This window comes from Thioalkalivibrio sp., from assembly GCF_041685615.1.
In the GTDB taxonomy this organism is placed as follows: domain Bacteria; phylum Pseudomonadota; class Gammaproteobacteria; order Ectothiorhodospirales; family Ectothiorhodospiraceae; genus Thioalkalivibrio.
Window position 1 is genome coordinate 18,596 of sequence record NZ_JAWLFK010000019.1, and the last position, 22,090, is coordinate 40,685.

A 22,090-nucleotide genomic window follows, 5' to 3' on the forward strand; every position below is an offset into this window, starting at 1 on the left:
CTCTACTCGTCGTCGAGACCGAGCTCCTGGATCTTGCGGGTGAGGGTGTTGCGGCCCCAGCCGAGCAGCGCGGCCGCCTGCTGGCGATGGCCACCGGTGGCATTCAGGGCCTCGCGGATCACCGTGCGTTCCAGCTGTGGCAGGACCGAACCCAGCAGGTCGTGATCCCCTCGCTGCCAGTGCTGGCGGGCGACCTGGGCGAGCTCGGCGGTCCAGTCCCGCGGGCCCGCGGCGGCGCTGGCGGGAGCGCCCCTCGGCTCGGCGCGGGTCTCGGTGGGCTGATGCAGTTCGGCCGGCAGGTCATCCAGATGCACCTCCCGGCCCGATGCCATCACGGTGAGCCAGCGACAGGTGTTTTCCAGCTGGCGGACGTTGCCCGGCCAGGGCAGGCGCTGCAGCTCCGCAACCACCTCGGGGCGCATGGTCTTGGCCTCTACTCCCAGCTCCAGCGCCACCTCGGCCATGAAGTGCTGCACCAGCAACGGGATATCTTCCGGACGCTCGCGCAGGGAGGGCACGTGGATTCGGATCACGTTCAGGCGATGGAACAGATCCTCGCGGAACAAGCCGGCGCGGACGCGTTCCTCCAGGTCCTGGTGGGTCGCGGCGATGATGCGCACGTCCACCCGGATCGGGGTATGCCCACCCACACGGTAAAACGTGCCATCGGACAAGACACGCAACAGGCGCGTCTGCAGATCGAACGGCATATCACCGATCTCGTCGAGGAACAGCGTGCCCCCGTCGGCCTGCTCGAAGCGCCCCTTGCGACTCTGGTTGGCCCCGGTGAACGCGCCGCGCTCATGGCCGAACAGCTCGCTTTCAAGCAGGTCCTTGGGGATGGCCGCGGTGTTCAGGGCGATCAGCGGCTGGTCGGCGCGCGGGCTGTGCTGATGCAGCGCGCGGGCCACCAGTTCCTTGCCGGTACCGGATTCGCCGTTGATCAGCACGGTGATGTTGCTGCGCGAGAGCCGGCCGATGGCTCGGAACATCTCCTGCATGGCCGGGGCCTCGCCGATGATCGGGGTCTCCTCGATCTCGGGGCCGGCAGGGCCGCTCTCCTGGCCGGCCCGGCGCGCCTCCAGGGCGCGCTGCACCAGCGCCACGGCCTCGTCGACGTCGAACGGCTTGGGCAGGTACTCGAACGCCCCGGTCTGGTAGGCGCCCACGGCACTTTCCAGATCGGAGAACGCCGTCATGATGATGACCGGCGGCGGGTCCGGACGGGTCTGCATGCGGGCGAGGAAGTCCAGGCCATTCAGGCCGGGCATGCGGATATCGGCGACGATGGTATCCGGCACCGGGTCACGTTCCAGCGCCCCCCAGGCGGCATCCGCGGACTCGAAACCGCGCACGGCGATCGCGTGACGCTGGAGGGCGCGTTCCAGCACCCAGCGAATCGAGTCGTCGTCGTCAATAATCCAGACGATGGGCTCCATCAGTGCGTAGCCTCCCGGGCCTTCGGAGGTTCAATCGGAAGCAGGATGTCGAACGAGGTCGCCCCGGGGCGCGAATGGCATTCGATCAGTCCGTCGTGCAACTGGATCAGACTCTGGGCAATGGGCAACCCGAGTCCGGTACCCGCCGCGCGGCCGGTCACCATCGGAAAGAAAATGCGCTCGCGGATCTCTTCCGGGATGCCGGGCCCGTTGTCGCGCACGCTCAGCTTGGCGACCAGGCGGTGGCGGTGGCCGGAGATGGTGTACTGGCGCAGGATGCGCGAGCTGAGGGTGATCTCGCCCCCATCCTCCAGTGCGTGCACCGCGTTCTGCACCAGATTCAGGATCGCCTGCACCAGCATGTCGCGGTCGGCTTGCACATCGGGGATGCTGGGGTCGTAGTCACCGCGGATCTTCAGCCCCAGCGGCAGCTGGACGCTGACCAGGCCCCGGACATGCTCCAGCACCTCGTGCAGGTTGACCGCCTCGCGCCGCGGCAGATTGTTCGGCCCCAGCATCCGGTCCACCAGGCTGCGCAGCCGATCGGCCTCGCGGATGATGATCTGGGTGTACTCCCTGAGTCCCGAGTCATCCAGCTCGCTGGCCAGCAACTGGGCCGCGCCCCGCAGCCCGCCCAGCGGGTTCTTGATCTCGTGGGCCAGCCCGCGGGTCACTGCACGCGTGATCGCCTGCTGCTTCTGCAACTGCTCCTCGCGGCTGATGCGTTCGTGGCGATCGATCGCGTTCAGTTCGAACAGCAACTGGCCCGGTCGCCCCTTCTCGCCGTGCAGCGGTGTGATGACCACATCGGCGAGGAAGCGGTCGGCGCGCAGCGGCTCCATCTGTCGTGCGCGCAGGGTGATGGGTTGATCCAGGGTCAGGGCCGAACGCAGACGGCTCGACAGGTTGCGGTCCAGCTTGAGCCACTGCCCCAGCCCGTGGCCGACAATGCGTTCGCGGCTGAGCCCGAGCAGCACCTCGGCGGCACTGTTCATGCTCAGCAGGCACAGGTCGGCATCGGTGACCAGCACCGCCGTGGACAGATCGTCCCACCAGGGCGGGGTGGCCGGTCCAGAATTGGAAGGGGGCATGGTCATCAACAGGCCTCAAGCAGGAATCGCGCCAAGCGAACAGGGCCGGGCAAGGCGCCAAAGCCATGGGCTGTATCACGAATCGAAAGCCGGTTACACACCCTGAAAACAAATGTGCCCTAACTTGGTGCAAGTATAGCACCGCGCTAGGGCACATTTCGCACCATTACAGTGCGATAAGGCAAGGGTTCGTCAGTTCGCGCCGGGCGTCACCGGCTGTGGGGCCTGTGGAGCCCGGGGCGCCTGAGGGGCGCCTCCGGACGGGAACTGCTGGGGCCGCTGCTGCTGTTGCTGCTCGCGCGGAACGGCCATGCGCAGGACGTTGAACTCGATGGTCTCGCTCGCCCCCAGCTCCTGGCCGGATTCATCCACGATCCGGGCCTGCAGCGTGTGCGCGCCGCGATCGAGCCCCTCGAACGTTGTGCTGGGCGCGTCGCCCTCGCCGGCCTCCTCGCCGTTCAGCAGCCAGACGATGCGATGCCCGGCGTCGGCATCCAGAGCCGGCTCGAGATCCAGCTCGGCGGTGACGTTGCCGTCATTCGCACGCACGCCCTCTCCATCCTCCGGCCGGGAGATCGCCACCCGCTGATAGGCGCCCTCCGGTTCCGGCTGGCCGCGCGGGCGCACGGGACGCTCGAGGATCTCCCGCGCCCCCTCCAGCGGCACCGCACCCATCGGCTCGCGCACATCCACGGACTCGGAGGAACGGCCCTCGGGCGGCTGGTCCCCGAAATGGACATTGCCCTGGTCGTCGGTCCAGCGGTAGACCTCGGCGCTCGCGACCGCCGGGGCCAGAAGGACGGCGACCGGCAGGGCCAGCCATAGCGTGGTTCGAAACATGGGCTTTCCTCCTTGGATGGCGCGGACCAATCCCGCCCCCCTTTTTATGCCTTCGGATCGCGGCAAGCCCGACATGCCCCGCACCCGCCGTCGGCGCGAATGCACGCCGGGATCAAGCGGCCGCGCGCACCCAGACGCCCTGCAGGCGCGCCGCTTCGGCCTGCAGGGCCGCAAGGCGATCCCGCTGCTCGGTCCCGCCGGCGCCCGCCTCCAGCTTCCCGAGCCAGTCGTCCAGCGCAGCCAGGCGCAACATCGTGGGCGCCGCACCGCGTTCGATGGCGACCAGCGGACGTCGTCCGTTGAAACCGGACAGCAAGGTCCGGTAACGCTCGGCATCCGGCTGGCCGGTATCGTCCACGGCCACGGCCAGGGCGATGCGCGCGAGCTGCCAGAAGGCCGGTACGGGTGCGGGCGGGGCGACCAGGTCCGCCAGGCCGGCGCCCTCCGGAGAGACGCGCACGGATTGCCAGTAGCTCCCCGCCAGGGGCAGGTCCTCGAAGCGATAAAGCCCCTGATGGTGCAGTTCGGCATCCAGGGTCGCGCGCGACGCGGCATCCAGCGAGGCCGCGATGGCATCCGCCCGTTCGCGCATCTGTTGCTGCAGCACACCGCGCCGGTAGCCATCGCCGGCCGGCAGGGCGCCGGCCGTGTGGCGGTCCTGCCACTCGGCCGCGCGCTCGCCCAGGGCCACAAGGCTGCCCGGCCCCTCGGCCGCGACCGCGCCGCCCCGCAAGGGCTGGCCGCGTTCCAGCACCAGCACCACCTGCCCGGAATCGGCATCCGCGCCACGGGCGACCACGCGACCGCAGCCGGCGGGCACTTCGGCGAGCGCGGCTTCCAGTGCCGGCGCGGTGCCCGGCGCCACGCGCAGGCACTGCACCGGGCGGCCCTCGTGTTCCGGGCCATCGGCACCGGGGTCCAGGGCCAGGCCGGCGCACTCGCCACAGGCACGGATCTCGGAATCAGTCATTACCATTCGAAAATCACCCAGGAAGGGGGTACAAAGTCGGGATCCAGCTCGTTGCGACGGCCATCGAGTGTACCGTCGCCGGTGGTATCGATCAGATAGTAGCTCGGGCCCACCGCGGGCGTGACCTCGATCATCACCAGCTCACCGCCCACACGGTATTCGCGCCGCGTCTCGCCGTCGCGCTCGATGATGATGATGTCGGCATCCTCCAGCGAACGCTGCTCGCGGGCGCGCTCGTCCAGCACCGGTGGCGGCGAGCTGTCGCCCTCCTCGAGTTCCGGTGGAGGCGGGGCATCGCCCCATTCGCGCTCTTCCTGTGCCTGGGCCGTGCCGAACACCAGCAACAGGGCCACCAGCAGCGACAGGGGCAGGCTCGTGCGGATCGGGGTCATCGTCACAGCTCCATGAGTCGTTTCTTTTCTTCCGCGGACGGTTCGAAGCTGCGCGCCTCGTAGTACTCGAAGATCACGTCCACCACGTCCTCCGGCGAATCTACCAGCGAGTATAGCTGGAGGTCCTCCTGATCGATGGTGCCCTGCTCCACAAGCGTGTCCCGGAACCAGTCGAGGAGTCCCTTCCAGAATTCGCTGCCTACCAGCACGACGGGGATCCGCCGGGTCTTGCCGGTCTGTACCAGGGTGAGGATCTCCGCCAGCTCGTCCAGCGTCCCGAAGCCGCCGGGCAGGACCACGTAGGCCGAGGCGTACTTGACGAACATCACCTTGCGCGAAAAGAAGTGGCGAAAGCCCAGGCCCACATCCTGGTAGTCGTTCGCGCTCTGCTCGTGGGGCAGTTGGATATTGAGCCCGATGCTGGGCGAGCGGCCGCCGAACGCACCCTTGTTGGCGGCCTCCATGATGCCCGGGCCACCCCCACTGACGACCGCGAACCCGGCATCCGAAAGCTGCCGCGCCGTCGTCTCGCCCAGCTGGTAATAACGATGCTCCGGGGGGAAACGGGCAGAGCCGAAGATACTCACCGAGGGCTTGATGTGCGCCAGGCGCTCGAAGCCCTCCACGAACTCCGCCATGATCTGGAAGATCTTCCAGCTTTCCCGGGTCAGGGCGGAGTCATCGATCGGGCGCAGGCCCGGGTGTTCGGCACGTTCGCGATTGTTCATGCAGGAGGTTCCCAAGAGTCAGGGTCTCAGCGTACCGGCGGCCCCGGGCGGGCACAAATGGTCGCGGCACGGGCCAGGCCTGTAGAATGGCGCGCGTTCCCCGTCCGGATTCCGCCTCCATGTCGCAAGCGCCTCTCGTCCTGGTCGACGGCTCGTCGTATCTCTTCCGCGCCTTCCATGCGCTGCCGCCGCTCACCGCGCCCGACGGCGCCCCGACCGGCGCGATGATCGGCGTCGCCAACATGCTGCGCAAGCTTCGCGCAGACTACGACCCGGAGCACATGGCGGTGGTGTTCGACGCCAAGGGCAAGACCTTCCGCGACGACATCTACCCTGAATACAAGGCCACCCGCCCGGCGATGCCGGATGAGCTGGCGGCCCAGATCGAGCCGCTGCACGAACTCGTCCGCGCAATGGGCCTGCCCCTGCTATGCGTCGAGGGCGTGGAGGCCGACGACGTGATCGCGACCCTCTCGGACCAGGCCGCGCGTGCCGGGCACGACGTGGTGATCTCCACCGGCGACAAGGATCTCGCACAGCTGGTGGATGACCGCATCACGCTGGTGAATACCATGAGCGGCGTCACTCTGGACCCAGAGGGCGTGCAGGAGAAATTCGGCGTCGCCCCGGAGCAGATCGTCGACTATCTCGCGCTCATGGGCGACAGCGTCGACAACATCCCGGGCGTGGACAAGGTCGGCCCGAAGACCGCAGCCAAGTGGATCGCCAGGTACGGCGATCTCGATACCATCCTGGAGCAGGCCGACGACATCGGCGGCAAGATCGGCGAGAACCTGCGTGCGGCCGCCGACCGGCTGCCGACCTCGCGCGAACTGATCACGGTCAAGCGTGATGTCGAGCTGGACGTCGGCCCCGACGACCTTTCCATCCAGGAACCGGACCATGAGCGCCTGCTGGAGCTGGTGCGCCGCTACGGGTTCACGCGCTGGCGCGCGGAGCTGGAGGGCAGCAACGGCGAACCCGCCGGCGACAACCCGGGGCCGCCGCAGGGGAAAGGAGATTATCGGACGATTCGGAAGGAGGCCGAGCTTGCAACGCTGCTGGAGCGCCTGGACAAGGCCGATCGTGTCGCCTTCGATACCGAGACGACGAGCCTGGATGCCATGCGTGCCGAACTGGTCGGCATGTCCTTCGCGTTCGAGCCGAGCAACGCGCACTACCTGCCGCTGGCTCACACCGGGCCGGACGCCGATCCGCAGTTGCCCTTCGACGACACCATTGAACGCCTGAAGCCCTGGCTGGAATCGAACACCCACGGCAAGCTCGGCCATCACCTGAAGTACGACCGCAACGTGCTTGGCAATCACGGCATCAGCCTGCGCGGTATCGTTGATGACACGCTGCTGGAGTCGTTCTGCCTGGACGCCGGCGCCAACCGGCACGACCTCGACTCGCTGGCCGAGCGTCATCTCGACTACAAGACCACGCACTACGAGGACGTGGCCGGAAAGGGGGCGAAGCAGATCCCGTTCGCCGAGGTGGATATCGGTATCGCCACCGACTACGCGGGGGAGGACGCCGACATCTGCCTGCAGCTGGATGCCGTGTTCCAGCCGCGCCTGAACGAGGCCGAGGGCCCGGCCTTCGTCTACCGCGAGATCGAGATGCCGTTGGTCCCGGTTCTGGCAGACATCGAACGCGCGGGCGTGAAGGTGGACCCGGACCTGCTGGGCGAGCAGAGCCAGGAACTGCTGAGCGAGATGGAGCGCATCGAACGCGAGGCCTTCGCGGAGGCCGGCGGCGAGTTCAACCTCGGCTCGCCCAAGCAGATCCAGGAGATCCTGTTCGAGCGCCTGGGGCTTCCGGTGCTGCGGCGCACGCCCAAGGGCCAGCCCTCCACCGCCGAGGACGTGCTCGAACAGATGGCGGACGACTACGCCCTGCCACGCCTGATCCTCGAGCACCGCGGCCTGTCCAAGCTGCGCAGCACCTACACCGAGACGCTACCGCGGCGCATCCACCCGGAAACCGGACGGGTACATACCTCCTATCACCAGGCCGGCGCGGCCACCGGGCGCCTGTCGTCGTCGGAACCCAACCTGCAGAACATCCCGGTACGCACCGAGGCCGGGCGGCGCATCCGCCAGGCCTTCATCGCCGAGACGGGCCACCAGCTGCTGGCGGCCGACTACTCGCAGATCGAGCTGCGCATCATGGCCCACCTGTCACAGGACGCGGGCCTGCTCAAGGCCTTCGCCGAGGGCCAGGACATCCACCGTGCCACCGCCGCCGAGGTCTTCGGCCTGAAGCCGGACCAGATCTCGAACGACCAGCGCCGGGCCGCCAAGGCGATCAACTTCGGGTTGATCTACGGCATGTCCGCCTGGGGACTGGCGCGCAACCTCGGCATCGAGCAGGGCGAGGCGCGCGAATACATCGACCGCTACTTCAACCGCTACCCCGGCGTGCACGACTATATGGAGAAGGCCCGCGCCAGCGGGCGCGAGAACGGCTATGTCGAGACCTTGTTTGGCCGTCGCCTGTACCTGCCGGAGATCAACAGCCGCAACGGCGCGCGGCGCCAGCAGTCCGAGCGCGTCGCGATCAACGCCCCGATGCAGGGCACGGCCGCCGACATCATCAAGCGCGCGATGGTGCGGGTCGCGAACGACCTCGCGGAGTCGCAAATCGGCGCCCGCATGATCATGCAGGTGCACGACGAACTGGTATTCGAGGTGGCCGACGATGCGATCGACTCCCTGACCACGCTCGTGCGCGGGGCCATGAGCGGTGCGGCCGAGCTCGACGTGGAGCTGGTGGTGGATGTCGGCACCGGCGCCAACTGGGACGACGCGCACTAGATGGCCGGCTCGCTTGCGAAGGGTTTCAACCGGGTCGCCCCCTGGCTGGTCGCGGTCCTGCTGCTGGCGACGGCCTGGGTACTGGCCGATCGCTATCTGGATACCGGTGGCTCCGACGGCATCACCATCGTCCAGCCCGGCGACTGCGACCTGAACACGCGGCCCTGCAGCGCCCCCCATCCGGCCGGCGGCACGCTGACCCTGGCGATCGCACCGCGCCCGGTGCCGATGCTGCAACGACTGGACCTGACCCTGGAACTGGATGCAGCCGCCCGCAGCAGCCTGGGCGAACCGGAGGCCCTGGAGCTGGACCTGGCGGGGGTGGAGATGTACATGGGCTTCCAGCGCCCGCGGCTGGAACACACCGGCAACGGGCGCTACACCGGCGAGACAACGCTGCCCATCTGTACCACCGAGGCCATGACCTGGGCAGCCACCGTGATGCCCGCGGGTGACCCCGAGGCGGCCCGGGTCCAGTTCCGCTTCATCACCCGCCGCGGCCAGGCCGTGGCACCCTGAGGGAGACCGACATGCAGCGTATTCCGCTGAGCACCCTGTTGTGGGGCCTGGCCGTGCTTGCGGCCGGCGCCCTGCTCGTCTTGGTAATGCTGCGTCCGACGTCGCCGCCCCTGTCCCAGGGGGCCGACCACGAGCAGCTCCCGGTGGCCGATGCAGTCTCCGGCGGGCCGATCGAACTGCCGGTCTCCACCGAGGGCGACCGGTTCCGCCTTGCGGACCTGGAAGGTCAATACGTCTGGGTGTACTTCGGCTATACCGCCTGCCCGGATGCCTGCCCGACCAGCCTCGGCTGGATCAGCGCCGCGCTGGATCGTCTGCCTCCCGAGTTGGAGGACGAGGTGGCCGCCGTACTGGTGAGCGTCGACCCGGAACGCGACGACGCGCAGCGCCTGGAGACCTATGTCGGGCACTTCCACCCGGCCATCCAGGCCGCCACCGGCAGCCACGAGGAGCTCCAGCCGATCACGGAACGCTACGGGGTGTTCTACGAGCGCACCGAGATCGACTCGGCCATGGGGTATGTGGTGGATCACAGTTCATCCACCTACCTGGTGGGACCGGAAGGCAAACTGCTGGAGATCTACCCGCATGGAACGCCGGCCGACGACCTGGTGCAGGGCCTCCAGAGGCACATGGAACGGGGCGCCGATCGGGATTAGGCCGCGGCCGCAGGCTCACGCAGCCCGAAAAGATGGATTCTGTGAAAAATTTCGCAATCCAGAAGCACCCGGCCGGAACTTTGGCCGCGCACCGCTTTCTCATTCACTGAGCGCTCTAGCCCAGCGCGGCCCGCTTCTCTCCCTGAGCGGGCAATAGGCCTCTCTCCCCCCTGTAGAGGCCGAAATTAGCCCCGGTCCCACCCCAAGGCCGGGGCTTCTTTTTGTCTGGATTTCGCGAGACGCGGGGACGCGGTTCCTCACCCGGCCGCCAGGCCGCCCGCATCGTGCTCGGCCAGCCAGTCGCCCAGGAGGCCGCGCAGGTCATCGACGCCCTGGTTCTTCAGCGAGGAGAAGGTCTGGAGCGTTGCCTCCACGCCCATCGCTTCCAGTTCCCCGTGCGCCTTGCGCAACTGCCGATCGGCCTCCTGGCGCGAGAGCTTGTCCGCCTTGGTCAGCAGGCAGTGCAGCCGGCAGCGCTCCAGTGGGACCCAGCCGAGCAGCTGGCGATCCAGCTCGGTCAGCGGGCGGCGTATATCCATGATCAGAACCAGCCCGATCAGGCACTGGCGCTTTCGCAGATAGCCGCCAAGAAGCTGGTCCCATTCGGCGCGCTTGCCGGCCGAGACCTTCGCATAGCCGTACCCCGGCAGGTCCACCAGACGCCAGTGCTCGGCGGGCGGCAGACTGAAGAGATTGATTTCCTGGGTGCGGCCGGGGGTGCGGCCGACCCGCGCCAGCGCCTTGCGGCCGCACAGGGCATTCAGGGCGCTGGACTTGCCGGCGTTGGAGCGTCCGGCAAAGGCGATCTCGATGCCGGTGTCGGCCGGCAGCTGCGCAATCTGCGCCACGCCAAGCAGGAATTCGGTTTCACGAAATCGCGGTTCCATGGGGCGAGAAAACGTCCTTTGCCGAGTGCCGGACTCGGTTTATTTTTGAGCACAAATTAGCATTGTGCTATAAACTGCGCCCCTTATGTTGATCGCCCTGCCACGGGGCACAAGGAACGGGTCGAGACCCGGCACGCATTTACAAGCAGGAGATTCTCCGTCATGAACCACAAGCTTTCCGCTCTCTTTGCTGCCCTGTCCGTATCCCTGCTGCTCCCGCTGTCGGCGGCCCAGGCGGGCGATCCTCAGCGCGGCCAGGAACTGTCCGAGGCCTGCGCGTCCTGCCACCAGGCGGACGGCAACAGCAACAATCCGGAATGGCCCAAGCTCGCCGGCCAGCATTCGAAGTACCTCGTCAAGCAGCTTGAGGACTACAAGTCCGAACGCCGCGAGAACAGCCTGATGCTGGGCCAGGTCGCGGACCTGGACGAGCAGGACATGCGTGACCTGGCGGCCTACTTCGCCGAACAGGAGACCAGCGAGGGCACCGCCGACGAAGAGGTCGTCGAGCGCGGCGAACAGATCTACCGCGGTGGCATCCCGTCAGAGAACGTTGCCGCCTGCGTCGCCTGCCACGGCCCCAACGGCAGTGGCAATCCGGAAGCCATGTTCCCGGCCGTCGCCGGGCAGCACGCACAGTACAACGCCGACCAGCTGCGCTACTTCCGCAGCGGCGAGCGCGCCAACGACAATGGTCAGATGATGCGCAATATCGCGGGCAACCTGTCCGACGAGGACATCGAGGCCGTGTCCCAGTACATGGCCGGTCTGCAGCCGAACAACTGATCCGGCTGCGGGTGCGCCGCGCAGGACCGGCGGCGGAGCGACCCAGGGAAGGGGCGGCCTAGGCCGCCCCTTTTCATTGGCCGAAAGAAAATGTTTCGCGCGGGAATGCCGCCACTGCCGGACGCGTCATGGTGGGACGCGGCGAACTTCACGGCGCACCCTCGGTCCACCCGGTGCTCACGAAACGTCCGTGCAGTTTGTCTTGGAAATTGAATCCCCGTCGGGTTGCTTCGCATAGTCGCCAGGGTTAAAGCAGGTTTCAGAATGTCGAATAACGATCAGGCCGCAACCGCCGGCCCGGCCCCAGCATCCCGTCAGAAGGCCGCCCGCAAGCCGCGGCGAACCCGGATCATCGTCGATTTCATGGGCTCGATGAGCCTGGCCATCACCTTGCTGGTCGCGCTCGCCATCGCATCGGTAATCGGCACCGTACTGGTGCAGAACGAGCCCTACACCGAATACCTGATGGACTTCGGACCCTTCTGGCACGAGGTCTTTGCCGGGATGGGGCTGTACCAGGTCTATTCGGCCACCTGGTTCCTGCTGGTGGTGGCCTTCCTGGTCGTTTCCACATCGTTCTGTGTCTATCGCCAGTCGCCCGGGCTCCTGAAGGATCTGCGCCGCTACAACCTGCAGGTCAAGGAAAAGTCCCTGCGCTCGTTCCATTCCAGCGCCACCGGCGACCTCGACCAGCCGCAGGAGGAATTCGCCCAGCATGCCCACCGGGTACTGAAGGCCCAGGGCTTCAGGGCGCGCGAAAAAACCAGCGAAGGGCAGACTGTGATCGCAGCCATGCGCGGGCGCTGGAATCGCATGGGCTACCTGCTGACCCATGTCGGCATCGTCGTGATCTGCGTGGGCGCCCTGGCCGACGGCACGACTCTCCTCAAGCTCAACGAATGGCTGGGGAACCTGGAGATCGAGACCCGCAGCGTACCGATCTCGGAGGTCCCGCGTTCGGCCTGGGTGCCGGAGTGGAACCCGTCGTTCCGCGGTTCGGTGGAAATTCCGGAGGGCGCCTCGGCCAACGTGGTCTTTCTGCCGGTGCGCGAGGGCTATTACGTGCAGGAGCTGCCGTTCCGGATCGAGCTCGAGGAGTTCCGCATCGAGCGCTTTTCCACCGGAGCAGAACAGTCTTACGAGTCCGACCTGGTTATCCATGATCCGGACCGTGACGAGCCGCTGCGCCACACCATCTCGGTCAATCACCCGCTGATCTACGATGGCTACGCGATCTATCAGGCCAGCTTTGCCGACGGCGGCACCAAGCTGGATATCGACGCCATCCCGCTCGGTGCCGAGGCTTTGCAGGAGCTCGAGGTTCCAGGACGTGTATTCCAGGAGATGGACGTTCCGACCCCGGACGGCGGCAACCGCACCGTCGAGTTCATCAACTTCCGTTCGGAGAACGTAGTCCCGCTGCTGAATGAAGAAGGTGTGCGCGAGGACCGGCAGTTGGGTCCGAGCTTCGACTTCCGCTTGATCGACCGCACCGGGCAAGGCCTGTACTACCGCAATTACATGCGCCCGGCCCTCCAGGAGGGTGCGATGTACTTCCTCAGCGGCGTGCGCGAGACCCCGGCCGACGAGTTCAACTATTTGTTCCTGCCTGCCGACAGTGACGACTCGCTGGAGCGCTTCCGCACGTATCTGGCCATGTTGCACAATCCCGAGGTGCGAAACGCGATTGCCCAACAGGTGGCACGTGACGACGACACGGTGCCAGACGAGCAGAGCGAGGCCATCGCCCGTACCACGGCCGAACTGATGGGCCTGTTCGCCGAGGGCGGCTACGGGGCCGTGCACGAGGAAATCGAGCGCCGCGTGCCCGCCGAGCGTATCGACGAGGTGCGCGATCTGATGATTCGCATCCTCCACGCCGGCCTCCAGGGGCTTTACATGGAGGTCCTGCAGGACGAGGGTGTGGTCTCGATCCAAGAGGAGGAACAACGTTTCCTGGAAGACGCCATCTCGGCGATCAACGCGATCAGCCTGTATCAGTCGCCGTTCTTCTTCCATCTGAAGGACTTCGAGCACCGCGAGGCCTCGGGCCTGCAGATCGCCCGCGCACCGGGCCAAAGCACGGTTTACGCCGGCAGTACCATGCTGATCATCGGGATCTTCCTGCTGTTCTACGTGTCGTACCAGCGTCTGTGGATCATGGCGCGGCGGCGCGAGGACGGCGAGGGCACCCACGTGGTGATGGCCGGCACCAGCAACCGTCACAAAGTGGAATTCGAGGAACGTTTCGCGCATCTTAAGCGGTGGATCATCGACCAGAAGCCGGTCGGCTCGGACCCGCAACGCGAAGACTCTCACAACAAGAACACATGACCCGCGAGTAGTCGGAGGAGCACATCATGTCAGTACCCCACGAGGCCCTGGATTTCGAACGGCCCGGTTTCTTCCGGCAACTGCAGTTGCGCGACTGGGGCTACTTTGCCCTCATGGCCACCGTCGCAACGATCTCGCTGACGCTGTTTGGCGAGAACATGGACCGTTACGACATCGGCGGGCTGATGCTCGCGGTCGGCACCAGCGCCTGGCTGGGCTGGTTCTGGCGGCCGTGGAAGGCGTTCTCGATCATTGTCGGGGTACTGGCGCTGTTCGGCATCTGGCTCTATGGCGACAACCTGGCCGCGAACGAGACCAACTTCTGGCTGAACTACATCGGCTCCGGCCAGGCCGGCGTCATGTGGATGAGCGTGTTCCTGTATCTCTCCACCGTCGCCTATCTGCTGGGCCTCTTCTCCAACTCCGACTTCCCCTCGCGCGTAGGCGCCGCCTTTGCCTGGGTGGGCGCGGGCGCCGGTGCCATGGCATTGCTGGTGCGCTGGCGCGAGATCTACCTGACCGATCCGACCTGGGGCTATATCCCGGTTGCCAACCTCTACGAAGTCTTCATCCTGTTCGCGGCCCTGACCACACTGATGTACCTGTACTACGAACAGCGCACCGGCTCGCGCAACATGGGCGCATTCGTGATGCTGGTCATCGCGGCCGCGGTCACCTTCCTGCTGTGGTACATGTTCGACCGGGAAGCGCATGTGGTCGAGCCACTGGTACCGGCACTGAACAGCTGGTGGATGAAGATCCACGTACCCTCCAACTTCGTGGGCTACGGTGGCTTCGCCATCGCCGCGATGCTGGGCGTCGCCTTCCTCGTCCGGAACCGGCTGGACGGCACACGGCCCGACGCCGCAATCACCCGCCGCATCCCAAGCACGGAGACGCTGGACAGCGTCATGTACAAGTCCATCGCGATCGGCTTCGCCTTCTTCACCATCGCCACCGTGCTGGGCGCAATGTGGGCAGCCGAGGCCTGGGGCGGCTACTGGTCCTGGGACCCGAAGGAGACCTGGGCGCTGATCGTCTGGCTGAACTACGCGGCCTGGCTGCACATGCGCTTTACCAAGGGCTGGCGGGGCCCGACCATGGCCTGGTGGGCGATCGTGGGCCTGTTCATCACCACCTTCGCATTCCTGGGCGTGAACATGTTCCTGTCCGGCCTGCATTCCTACGGAGAACTCTAAATGAAGCGTCGTGAATTCATGGGCGCCCTCAGCGGCGCCGGCCTCCTGCTCGCCACCGGTACCAGCCTCGCCGCCGACTACCGCGAGGGCCAGCACTACCGGGCCATCCAGCCGCCTCTCGACACCGGTCTGGAGGACGACAAGATCCAGGTGGTCGAGATCTTCTGGTACGGCTGCCCGCACTGCTACCAATTCGAGCCCAAGGTCCAGGACTGGAAGCCCGATCTGGCCGACGACGTGCAGTTCGAATACCTGCCGGCACCAATGAACGATGTCTGGGCGCTGCATGCCCGGGTGTACTACACCGCCGAGGAGCTGGGCGTGCTGGACGAGGTCCATCAGGCGTTCTACGACGCGATCCACGACCAGGGCCGCCAACTGCGTTCGGAAAGTGGGATCCTGCGCTTCATTGACCAGCGGGGGCTGGACGCGGACGAATTCCGCGACACCATGCGCTCGGATGCGATCCGTCGCCGGGTCGTCGAGGCCACCGAAGCGGTCCAGGACTATGGGGTCGAAGGCGTACCCACCCTGGTGATCAACGGCGAGGCAATCGTCTCCGCCAGCATGGCCGGCGGGCACGACGAAATGCTGGAGGTGGCCGACTACCTGATCGAACGTGCCCGCGGCTAGCGCGGTTTTGCACACACGGGTTCGTCCATGAGCGACCCGACGACCGCTCAGCGCCTGGTCGAGTGCCTCGAGCAGGAAGGGGTTGAACGGATATTCGGCCTGCCGGGCGAGGAGAACATGGCCGTTCTCGACGCGCTCGCCGATTCCTCCATCGAGTTCGTCACCACGCGCCACGAACAGGGCGCGGCCTTCATGGCCGATGTCCACGGGCGGCTTTCCGGCCGCGCCGGCGTCTGCCTGGCGACACTGGGGCCGGGGGCGACCAACCTGATCACCGGGGTCGCGGACGCCAACATGGATCACGCCCCACTGGTCGCGATTGCCGGTCAGGCCAGCACCCACCGTCTGCACAAGGAATCCCACCAGGTCCTGGACCTGAAGGGCCTGTTCCAGCCGATCACCAAGTACAGCTCCAGCGTGGTCGAGCCCGAGATCCTTCCGGAGGTGGTCCGCAAGGCCTTCAAGTGGGCCGAGGGCGGCAAGCCCGGGGCCAGCTTTCTCGAGCTGCCGGAGAACATCGCTTCCCTCCCGTGCCCGAATCCACCCCTGCCGGTGCACTCCGGACCCGCGGCCGTACCGGCCGACGCTTCGCTGGAAGCGGCCGCGCGGCTGTTGAACGAGGCCCACCACCCGCTGATCCTCGCCGGCAACGGCGTCATCCGCTCCGGCGCCAGTGGCGCCCTGGCCGCGCTCGCCAGCGCCCTGAATATCCCGGTGGCGAATACCTTCATGGCCAAGGGCGTGCTGCCATTCCGGCATCCGCTGGCACTGGGCTCGGTCGGATTGCAAAGCCAGGATTTCGTGAATTTTGGCTTTCACAAGGCCGACGTCATCGTCTGCATCGGCTACGACCTGGTGGAATACCCGCCCAGCTTCTGGCACCCGGACGGCGACCGCACGCTGATCCACGTGGACTCGGCCCCGGCCGAAATCGACGGACACTACAGCGTGACCGCCGAGGTCCTGGGCGACCTGACGACCTGTCTGCACCGCCTGGCCGAGCAGGTCAGTCCGCGTGAGGAAACCATCCTGCGCCCGCTGCGACAAAGCCTGATCGCGGACATGAACGAGCACCGTGATGACGCCCAGGTACCGCTCAAGCCGCAAAAGCTGATCTGGGACCTGCGTACCGCGGCCGATCTCGACGCGATCATGATCACCGACGTCGGCGCCCACAAGCTCTGGATGGCGCGCATGTTCCGCTGCGAGCTGCCGAACACGTGCCTGATCTCGAACGGGTTCGCCAGCATGGGGATCGCACTCCCGGGAGCGGTCGCCGCCGCGAAGCTGTACCCCGGGCGCCAGGTGGTCGCCGTCACCGGCGATGCCGGGTTCCTGATGAACGTTCAGGAGCTGGAGACCGCCGTCCGCCTCGGCCTGAACTTTGTCGTCCTGATCTGGAACGACAATGCCTACGGCCTGATCGAGTGGAAGCAGGTACGCGAATACGGTCGCAAGGCCTTCGTCGAGTTCGGCAATCCCGACTTCGTGCAACTGGCGCAGTCGTTCGGCGCGCACGGGGTCCGGATCGAACCCGGTGACAGCCTGGAGATGGCGCTGCGCGAGGCGCTCGTGGAGCCCGGCGTGACCGTCATCGACTGCCCGGTGGACTACAGCGAGAACATGAAGCTGACGGAACGTTTGGGCGAGCTGGTTTGTCCATTCTGACAACACGGACTTTCCCGCCAGCAGGAGAACGCCCGCGATGACCCCAATCGCGACCGGCACCGGCCACGCGCCGAGCCCCGAGGACGCGGGTGCGGCACAACCGGACACGCCGGCCCGGGAACAGCTGGGCTACCAGCACGAACCGGACAGCCAGCGCCTGCGGCTATTGAGCTTCAATGCCCAGGTGGGCATCCATTCCTCCCGTCTGCATCACTACCTGACCAACAGCTGGAAGCACGTGCTCCCGTACGGCGGGCGCATGGACAACCTGGACCGGGTCGCACGATTTATCTCGGAGTTCGACATTGTCGGCGTGCAGGAACTCGATGGCGGCAGCATTCGCAGCAACTTCGTCGACCTGGCGTCCTATCTCTCGGAACGCGCGCAGTTCCCCTACACCTACAATCGCATCAACCGCGACCTCGGCCAGTTCGCCAAGCACTCCCTCGCCCTGTTCTCGCGGCTTGAGCCGGACCGCGTCGAGATGCACCGGCTGCCCGGCGCGCTGCCCGGGCGCGGCGCCATCGAGGCGCACTACGCGATGGGGGATGGCGAGGAGCTAGTGCTGTTCCTGTTGCACCTGGCGCTCGGCAAGCGCACCCGCAAGTCCCAGCTGGCCTACGTCGCCGAGCATATCCGGGACCTGCCGCATGCCGTGGTGATGGGCGATCTCAACTGCCAGCAGGACAGCGAGGAACTGCGCCAGCTGGTCGCGCGCACCGGCCTGATGGAACCCATGGCCTGCCCCGCGACCTATCCCGCCTGGGACCCGCGCCTGGTCTTCGACCACATCCTGCTCACGCCGGACCTGCACGTCAGCGACGTGCGTGTCTACAACGTGGCCCTGTCGGACCACCTCCCGGTCGGTATCGAGATCGAACTGCCCCAGCGCCAGGCCCTTCATGATCCAGCGCACTAAACCGATGCCGAAAGACGGGTACGGTTCGAACGCGGGTGTGCACACGAGTCCGTGTTCCCCTGGCATCCACCCCACTTCCGCGTTTAAATAGGCACGCCTAACTTCCGGGATTTCCCGATGTCCGACAGCGATCTGCGAAAAACCGTCATCGACCTCGAACGATCGCTGGAGCGGGAACGTTCCGTTCAGGACGCCACCCGACGGGTTGCGTTGCGCGCGCTCGCCGTCGTTTCCGCGAAGGTCCCGGCGCTGGAGGGGGCCGTACGCGATCTGAGCCGTGCCATCGAATCCGACCCCGGCGATACCGCCTGGCTGGACCGCCTGAGCGGCCAGCTGGCCGATGCCGTGCGTTCCAGCGACCAGCGCCAGGACCTTGCCGAGGGCATCCTCGAGGTCGTACGCCGCGGCCTCCACGGCTTCGAGTTTCTCGACTCCGAAGTGGACGCCCTGGCCCGCGCGGCCGACCGACGCGACAAGGCAGAGATCGAGCGCACCCTGGGCCGCCTGTTCTCGGTGCTGCACGACAAGTGCCAGAAAGCCATGACCGAGCGCGAAGAGCTTACCGAGGTCGTCGGCGAGATCTGGCATCGCCTGGAGGATGTCGACACTGCCCTGTCCGAGGACGAAGCGCGCAGCGAACGCGCCCGCGAATCGGTCTCGGAGCTGCATGCCGGCATCTCCGGCGATGTCGCGCAAATCAAGGGCCGGGTCGTCGACATCAAGGACTTGCCGACCCTGCGCACCGAAGTCAGCCGCGGTCTGGACCGCATGGTGGAACGGGTCACGGCCTTCCGCAACGAGCAGGAAAGCGAACTGCTGGCCGCACTGGAACGCAACCAGGCCCTGCGCTCCAAGGGTCGCAGCCTGGAGGGACAGGTGCAGGCACTGCGCACCCGGCTGGAGCAGGCCCGTGCCGAAGCGACGCGCGACAGCCTGACCGGCCTGCCCAATCGCACGGCGTTCGAGCAACGCCTGCAACAGCTCCCCGCGGAGTTGAAGCAGTCCGGCACCGCCTCGCTGCTCGTCTGGGACATCGACCACTTCAAGGTCATCAATGACGAATACGGCCACACCGCGGGCGACAAGGTTCTGCGCGCGGTCGCCGAAATCCTCGCCGAGGGCGTCCGCGAACCCGACTTTGTCGCGCGCTACGGCGGCGAGGAATTCGTGATGATCCTCCATCGGGAACCTGCGGCCGCGCACGAACAGGCCGACGCGATCCGGGAGGCCGTGGACCGCCTGATCGTGCGGGCCGGGAAAACCCGCCTGAACGTCACCATCTCCGCCGGTCTGGCCGGCATCGACCCCGCCGCCACGCCGGAGATGATCTTCGACGCGGCCGACCATGCCCTGCTGCAGGCCAAGAAGCGGGGTCGCGACCGCATCGAGCGGACCCGCGACTGATTCCTGTGTCGAGGGATGCCATGAACGCACCGCAACCCCACCTGATCTTCGGCGAAGTCCTGTTCGACTGCTTCCCCGACGGCACACGCGTGCTCGGGGGGGCCCCGTTCAACGTCGCCTGGAACCTGCACCAGCTGGGCGAGTCGGCGTGTTTCGTCGGCGGCATCGGGGAGGACGCGGACGGGCGCGACATCCGCGCACGCATGGACCGCATCGCGATGGACACCCGGGGGCTGTTCCGCCACCCGTCGGCCCCTACCGGCCAGGTCCGCATCGCACTGGACGACGGCGAGCCGACCTACACCATCGTGCCCGACCAGGCCTACGACGATGTTCCGGCGGACTGGGCAAAGGCACTCCCCGAGACCGCCGCGCTGCTCTATCACGGCACGCTGGCCCTGCGCTCCGGCAACCGGGACCTGCTGGAACGCCTCCAGGCCCGCGCGCGCCGGCGCTTCGTCGACGTGAACCTGCGTGCACCGTGGTACAAACCCACCGACGTCCTCGCACTGATGCGCGGGGCCGACGTGGTCAAGCTGAATACCGACGAGGCCGCCACGCTGGCCCCGGACGTCGCCGCAACGGAGCGCCCGGCCACGCTTCTGGCACGGGCGGCCATCCGCTCTGCCCTGATCATCACGCAGGGCGCCGACGGCGCCGGCATCCACACGGTCGACGGACAGCACTGGCAGGCCCCGGCCCCCACCGTCGACGGCTTCCGCGACGCCGTGGGCGCCGGCGATGCATTCGCCAGTGTCGCCATCATCGGCCTGCAACACGACTGGCCCTGGGCGACCATCCTCGAGCGCGCGCTCGGGTTCGCGGCCGCCGTCTGCTCCCTGCAGGGTGCCACCACCGCGGATGCTGCCTTCTATCGCGAGGCTTCGCGCGGCTGGCGCTCGGCCTGACAGCACCGGGACGCCCGGACACAAAGACCGCACCCCGCGGCATATCCACCCCACGTTGCCCCCTCTACCTTGAGGAACGGGGCGCTCAATGGCCGATCGCCCGCTCACAAGCCCATTTGAGGAGGCATGGTCATGCATCATTCCATCCGTACACGCAGCATCGGGGGCCTGGCGCTGAGCCTGGTCCTGCCCATCGCGCGGGCGTTCTCGACCACCGCGAGTGCCGAAGACGTTACCCGCCTCCACCTGCAACAACACAACGGCTATTTTGCCGCGAAGGAAACCCTGGCCGACCTGAAACCCGGTGAGTACGAGTTCGTCGTCACGACAAGGCCGGCAAGGTCGCGGGCTTCCAGATGCTGGTCATCGCACCGAGGAGACTCTGGCCATGTTCCCGCTGCAACCGGGTGAGACCGGATCGGCCCGGGTCACCATCAGCGAGGACGGTTTTCGTTACCGCTGCCCGATCAATCCGACCCCCTGGTACGAGCTGGACAACGTCCGCGCCGCTGACGGCTAACTCACCGGGATTGCCGGGCCGCGCGGACAATCCCGGGGCCCGGCATCGCCCCGTACAAGGAGTTCCAAATGGCCCTTCGACATACGTATTTCTCGGCAGCCGGATTCAATCCGCTGCCCCATATCGATCGCTGGTTGCACCCCTATCGTCTGGCGGCCGATGTGCCCCTGCGCGATCGGACGGTGCACGTCTACTGCACCGGGCGGGCCCGTGAGGCCCTGCAAACCCGCGCAACACCCCTCTATGTGGAAATGCAACTCTACTTTTCCTGCGTAGTGAAAAAACGCGTGCTGTTCCACGACACCCCGAGTCGATCGGACTTTGTCGAGGCCGGCGATCACCTGCGCGTCCGGGCGAGCACGGTGGAATCCGATGTCTGCTCGCCCGAGGCGTTTGCCGCCGGCTACCCCGCCCGCCGCGAGCTGTCCAGCGTCGGCGCCCAGCGCATGGTGCCGCGCAATCTCTGGCTGGATTATCGCGCCGGCCAGTGGGTGGGCGAGATAGCCGTCGGTGCAACCTGAAAGTACCCCCGGACCCTGGGACACGGCTGCCGGACGCTCGACCCTTACGCGCGCGCCCCGGTACGCCAATACTCGGAGACAGGTCCAGGCAAACGGGTTACCACCCGGGGAGAGGCCACCATGGGACAGTCCGGCTGGCTGATCGGCCTGATGGAGTTCATGTCGCTGCTGTTCATCTTCGTGGTGGGCAGCACCATCGCCGCGCTGGTGGTGCTTTACATCATCGACCGTACCCAGCGAACCCAGGCGATCCGCCACAACTATCCTGTCGTCGGCCGGCTGCGCTATCTGCTGGAGCACCTCGGCAAGTTCTTTCGCCAGTACTTCTTCGCAATGGACCGCGAGGAACTCCCCTTCAACCGCGCCCAGCGCAGCTTTGTCTACCGCGCCTCGAAGGACCTGGATACCACGGCGAGCTTCGGCTCCACGCGCGATCTCACACCCGTCGGCTCGGTGTTCTTCGTCAACTGTCCCTTTCCCACTCTGGCGACCGACGCGGCAACCAGCGAACCACTCGTTATCGGTCCGCAGTGCCCCCGTCCCTACGCGGCCCCCTCGCTGTTCAACATCTCGGGCATGAGTTACGGGGCCGTCTCCAAACCTGCGGTGCAGGCCCTCACTCAGGGTGCCGCACGGGCGGGCTGCTGGCTCAACACCGGCGAAGGGGGACTTTCGCCATACCACCTGGAGGCCGGATGCGATCTCGTGTTCCAGATCGGCACGGCCAAATACGGGGTACGGACGCCGGACGGCCGGCTGGATCATGACCGGCTTCGGGACCTGGCCGCCCTGGCACCGGTGCGCATGTTTGAGATCAAGCTGAGCCAGGGGGCCAAGCCCGGCAAGGGCGG

At 66.7% G+C, this 22,090-nt stretch carries 22 protein-coding genes; 15 read left to right on the plus strand and 7 right to left on the minus strand.

The genetic code is table 11. The features are described from left to right. Positions 1-2: 2 nt before the first annotated feature. The 6 genes from ntrC to ACESLR_RS05685 form a co-directional block, all read right to left on the minus strand. The gene (gene ntrC / locus ACESLR_RS05660) at positions 3-1,439 is read right to left on the minus strand and encodes a nitrogen regulation protein NR(I) (RefSeq protein ID WP_373054346.1); all 1,437 of its coding nucleotides are present in this window, start codon (positions 1,437-1,439) and stop codon (positions 3-5) included. Then, positions 1,439-2,536 carry a nitrogen regulation protein NR(II) gene (gene glnL, locus ACESLR_RS05665; protein WP_373024822.1) on the minus strand — a complete coding sequence of 366 codons (1,098 nt, stop codon included), beginning with the start codon at positions 2,534-2,536 and terminating at the stop codon, positions 1,439-1,441. The genes ntrC and glnL overlap by 1 nt, the downstream gene beginning before the upstream one ends. Before the next feature lie 186 nt (positions 2,537-2,722). After that, complete coding sequence (locus tag ACESLR_RS05670; RefSeq protein ID WP_373024823.1) at positions 2,723-3,370, minus strand: DUF4124 domain-containing protein; 648 nt, start codon at positions 3,368-3,370, stop codon at positions 2,723-2,725. Between the two features lie 112 nt (positions 3,371-3,482). Continuing rightward, on the minus strand, positions 3,483-4,340 hold the full coding sequence (locus ACESLR_RS05675; protein ID WP_373066774.1) for a hypothetical protein: 858 nt from the start codon (positions 4,338-4,340) through the stop codon (positions 3,483-3,485). Next, on the minus strand, positions 4,340-4,732 hold the full coding sequence (locus ACESLR_RS05680) for a DUF2782 domain-containing protein (RefSeq protein WP_373024825.1): 393 nt from the start codon (positions 4,730-4,732) through the stop codon (positions 4,340-4,342). The genes ACESLR_RS05675 and ACESLR_RS05680 overlap by 1 nt, the downstream gene beginning before the upstream one ends. Positions 4,733-4,734: 2 nt before the next feature. Continuing rightward, the gene (locus tag ACESLR_RS05685; protein ID WP_373024826.1) at positions 4,735-5,460 is read right to left on the minus strand and encodes a TIGR00730 family Rossman fold protein; all 726 of its coding nucleotides are present in this window, start codon (positions 5,458-5,460) and stop codon (positions 4,735-4,737) included. A 119-nt stretch (positions 5,461-5,579) separates the two neighbouring features. Between ACESLR_RS05685 and polA the strand changes: the two genes are divergently transcribed. From polA to ACESLR_RS05700, 3 genes are read left to right on the plus strand one after another with little or no spacing between them, the layout of a single operon-like run. After that, a complete protein-coding gene (gene polA, locus ACESLR_RS05690; RefSeq protein ID WP_373024827.1) occupies positions 5,580-8,282 on the plus strand; it encodes a DNA polymerase I in 2,703 nt (900 codons plus the stop codon). Then, complete coding sequence (locus tag ACESLR_RS05695) at positions 8,283-8,801, plus strand: hypothetical protein (RefSeq protein WP_373024828.1); 519 nt, start codon at positions 8,283-8,285, stop codon at positions 8,799-8,801. A gap of 11 nt (positions 8,802-8,812) precedes the next feature. Further along, entirely contained in the window at positions 8,813-9,460 is a 648-nt protein-coding gene (locus tag ACESLR_RS05700; protein ID WP_373024829.1) for an SCO family protein, read from the plus strand. A gap of 257 nt (positions 9,461-9,717) precedes the next feature. Here the strand turns inward: ACESLR_RS05700 and yihA are convergent, their stop codons facing one another. Continuing rightward, positions 9,718-10,347, minus strand: coding sequence for a ribosome biogenesis GTP-binding protein YihA/YsxC (yihA, locus tag ACESLR_RS05705; RefSeq protein ID WP_373024830.1), 630 nt, complete (start codon positions 10,345-10,347; stop codon positions 9,718-9,720). 162 nt (positions 10,348-10,509) lie between these two features. Here yihA and ACESLR_RS05710 point away from each other — a divergent pair, with 162 nt between their 5' ends. From ACESLR_RS05710 to ACESLR_RS05765, 12 genes are all read left to right on the plus strand, one after another. Further along, a complete protein-coding gene (locus tag ACESLR_RS05710; RefSeq protein ID WP_373024831.1) occupies positions 10,510-11,133 on the plus strand; it encodes a c-type cytochrome in 624 nt (207 codons plus the stop codon). A gap of 264 nt (positions 11,134-11,397) precedes the next feature. Continuing rightward, positions 11,398-13,467 carry a cytochrome c biogenesis protein ResB gene (locus ACESLR_RS05715; protein ID WP_373024832.1) on the plus strand — a complete coding sequence of 690 codons (2,070 nt, stop codon included), beginning with the start codon at positions 11,398-11,400 and terminating at the stop codon, positions 13,465-13,467. Between the two features lie 26 nt (positions 13,468-13,493). Further along, positions 13,494-14,666, plus strand: a complete 1,173-nt coding sequence (ccsB, locus tag ACESLR_RS05720; protein WP_373024833.1) for a c-type cytochrome biogenesis protein CcsB — start codon at positions 13,494-13,496, stop codon at positions 14,664-14,666. After that, the gene (locus ACESLR_RS05725) at positions 14,667-15,299 is read left to right on the plus strand and encodes a thiol:disulfide interchange protein DsbA/DsbL (RefSeq protein WP_373024834.1); all 633 of its coding nucleotides are present in this window, start codon (positions 14,667-14,669) and stop codon (positions 15,297-15,299) included. Between the two features lie 27 nt (positions 15,300-15,326). After that, positions 15,327-16,967: an acetolactate synthase large subunit gene (locus tag ACESLR_RS05730; protein WP_373024835.1), complete on the plus strand. Its 1,641-nt coding sequence runs from the start codon at positions 15,327-15,329 to the stop codon at positions 16,965-16,967. A 37-nt stretch (positions 16,968-17,004) separates the two neighbouring features. Further along, entirely contained in the window at positions 17,005-17,886 is an 882-nt protein-coding gene (locus ACESLR_RS05735) for an endonuclease/exonuclease/phosphatase family protein (protein ID WP_373024836.1), read from the plus strand. Between the two features lie 117 nt (positions 17,887-18,003). After that, positions 18,004-19,290 carry a GGDEF domain-containing protein gene (locus ACESLR_RS05740; protein WP_373024837.1) on the plus strand — a complete coding sequence of 429 codons (1,287 nt, stop codon included), beginning with the start codon at positions 18,004-18,006 and terminating at the stop codon, positions 19,288-19,290. Between the two features lie 20 nt (positions 19,291-19,310). After that, positions 19,311-20,198: a PfkB family carbohydrate kinase gene (locus tag ACESLR_RS05745; protein ID WP_373024838.1), complete on the plus strand. Its 888-nt coding sequence runs from the start codon at positions 19,311-19,313 to the stop codon at positions 20,196-20,198. 132 nt (positions 20,199-20,330) lie between these two features. Then, on the plus strand, positions 20,331-20,609 hold the full coding sequence (locus ACESLR_RS05750; protein WP_373024840.1) for a hypothetical protein: 279 nt from the start codon (positions 20,331-20,333) through the stop codon (positions 20,607-20,609). After that, entirely contained in the window at positions 20,587-20,718 is a 132-nt protein-coding gene (locus tag ACESLR_RS05755; protein WP_373024841.1) for a hypothetical protein, read from the plus strand. The genes ACESLR_RS05750 and ACESLR_RS05755 overlap by 23 nt, the downstream gene beginning before the upstream one ends. Before the next feature lie 68 nt (positions 20,719-20,786). Then, the gene (locus ACESLR_RS05760) at positions 20,787-21,239 is read left to right on the plus strand and encodes a hypothetical protein (protein WP_373024843.1); all 453 of its coding nucleotides are present in this window, start codon (positions 20,787-20,789) and stop codon (positions 21,237-21,239) included. A gap of 120 nt (positions 21,240-21,359) precedes the next feature. Next, positions 21,360-22,090 (plus strand): glutamate synthase-related protein (locus ACESLR_RS05765; RefSeq protein ID WP_373024844.1); only part of this gene is annotated, 731 nt, incomplete at its 3' end.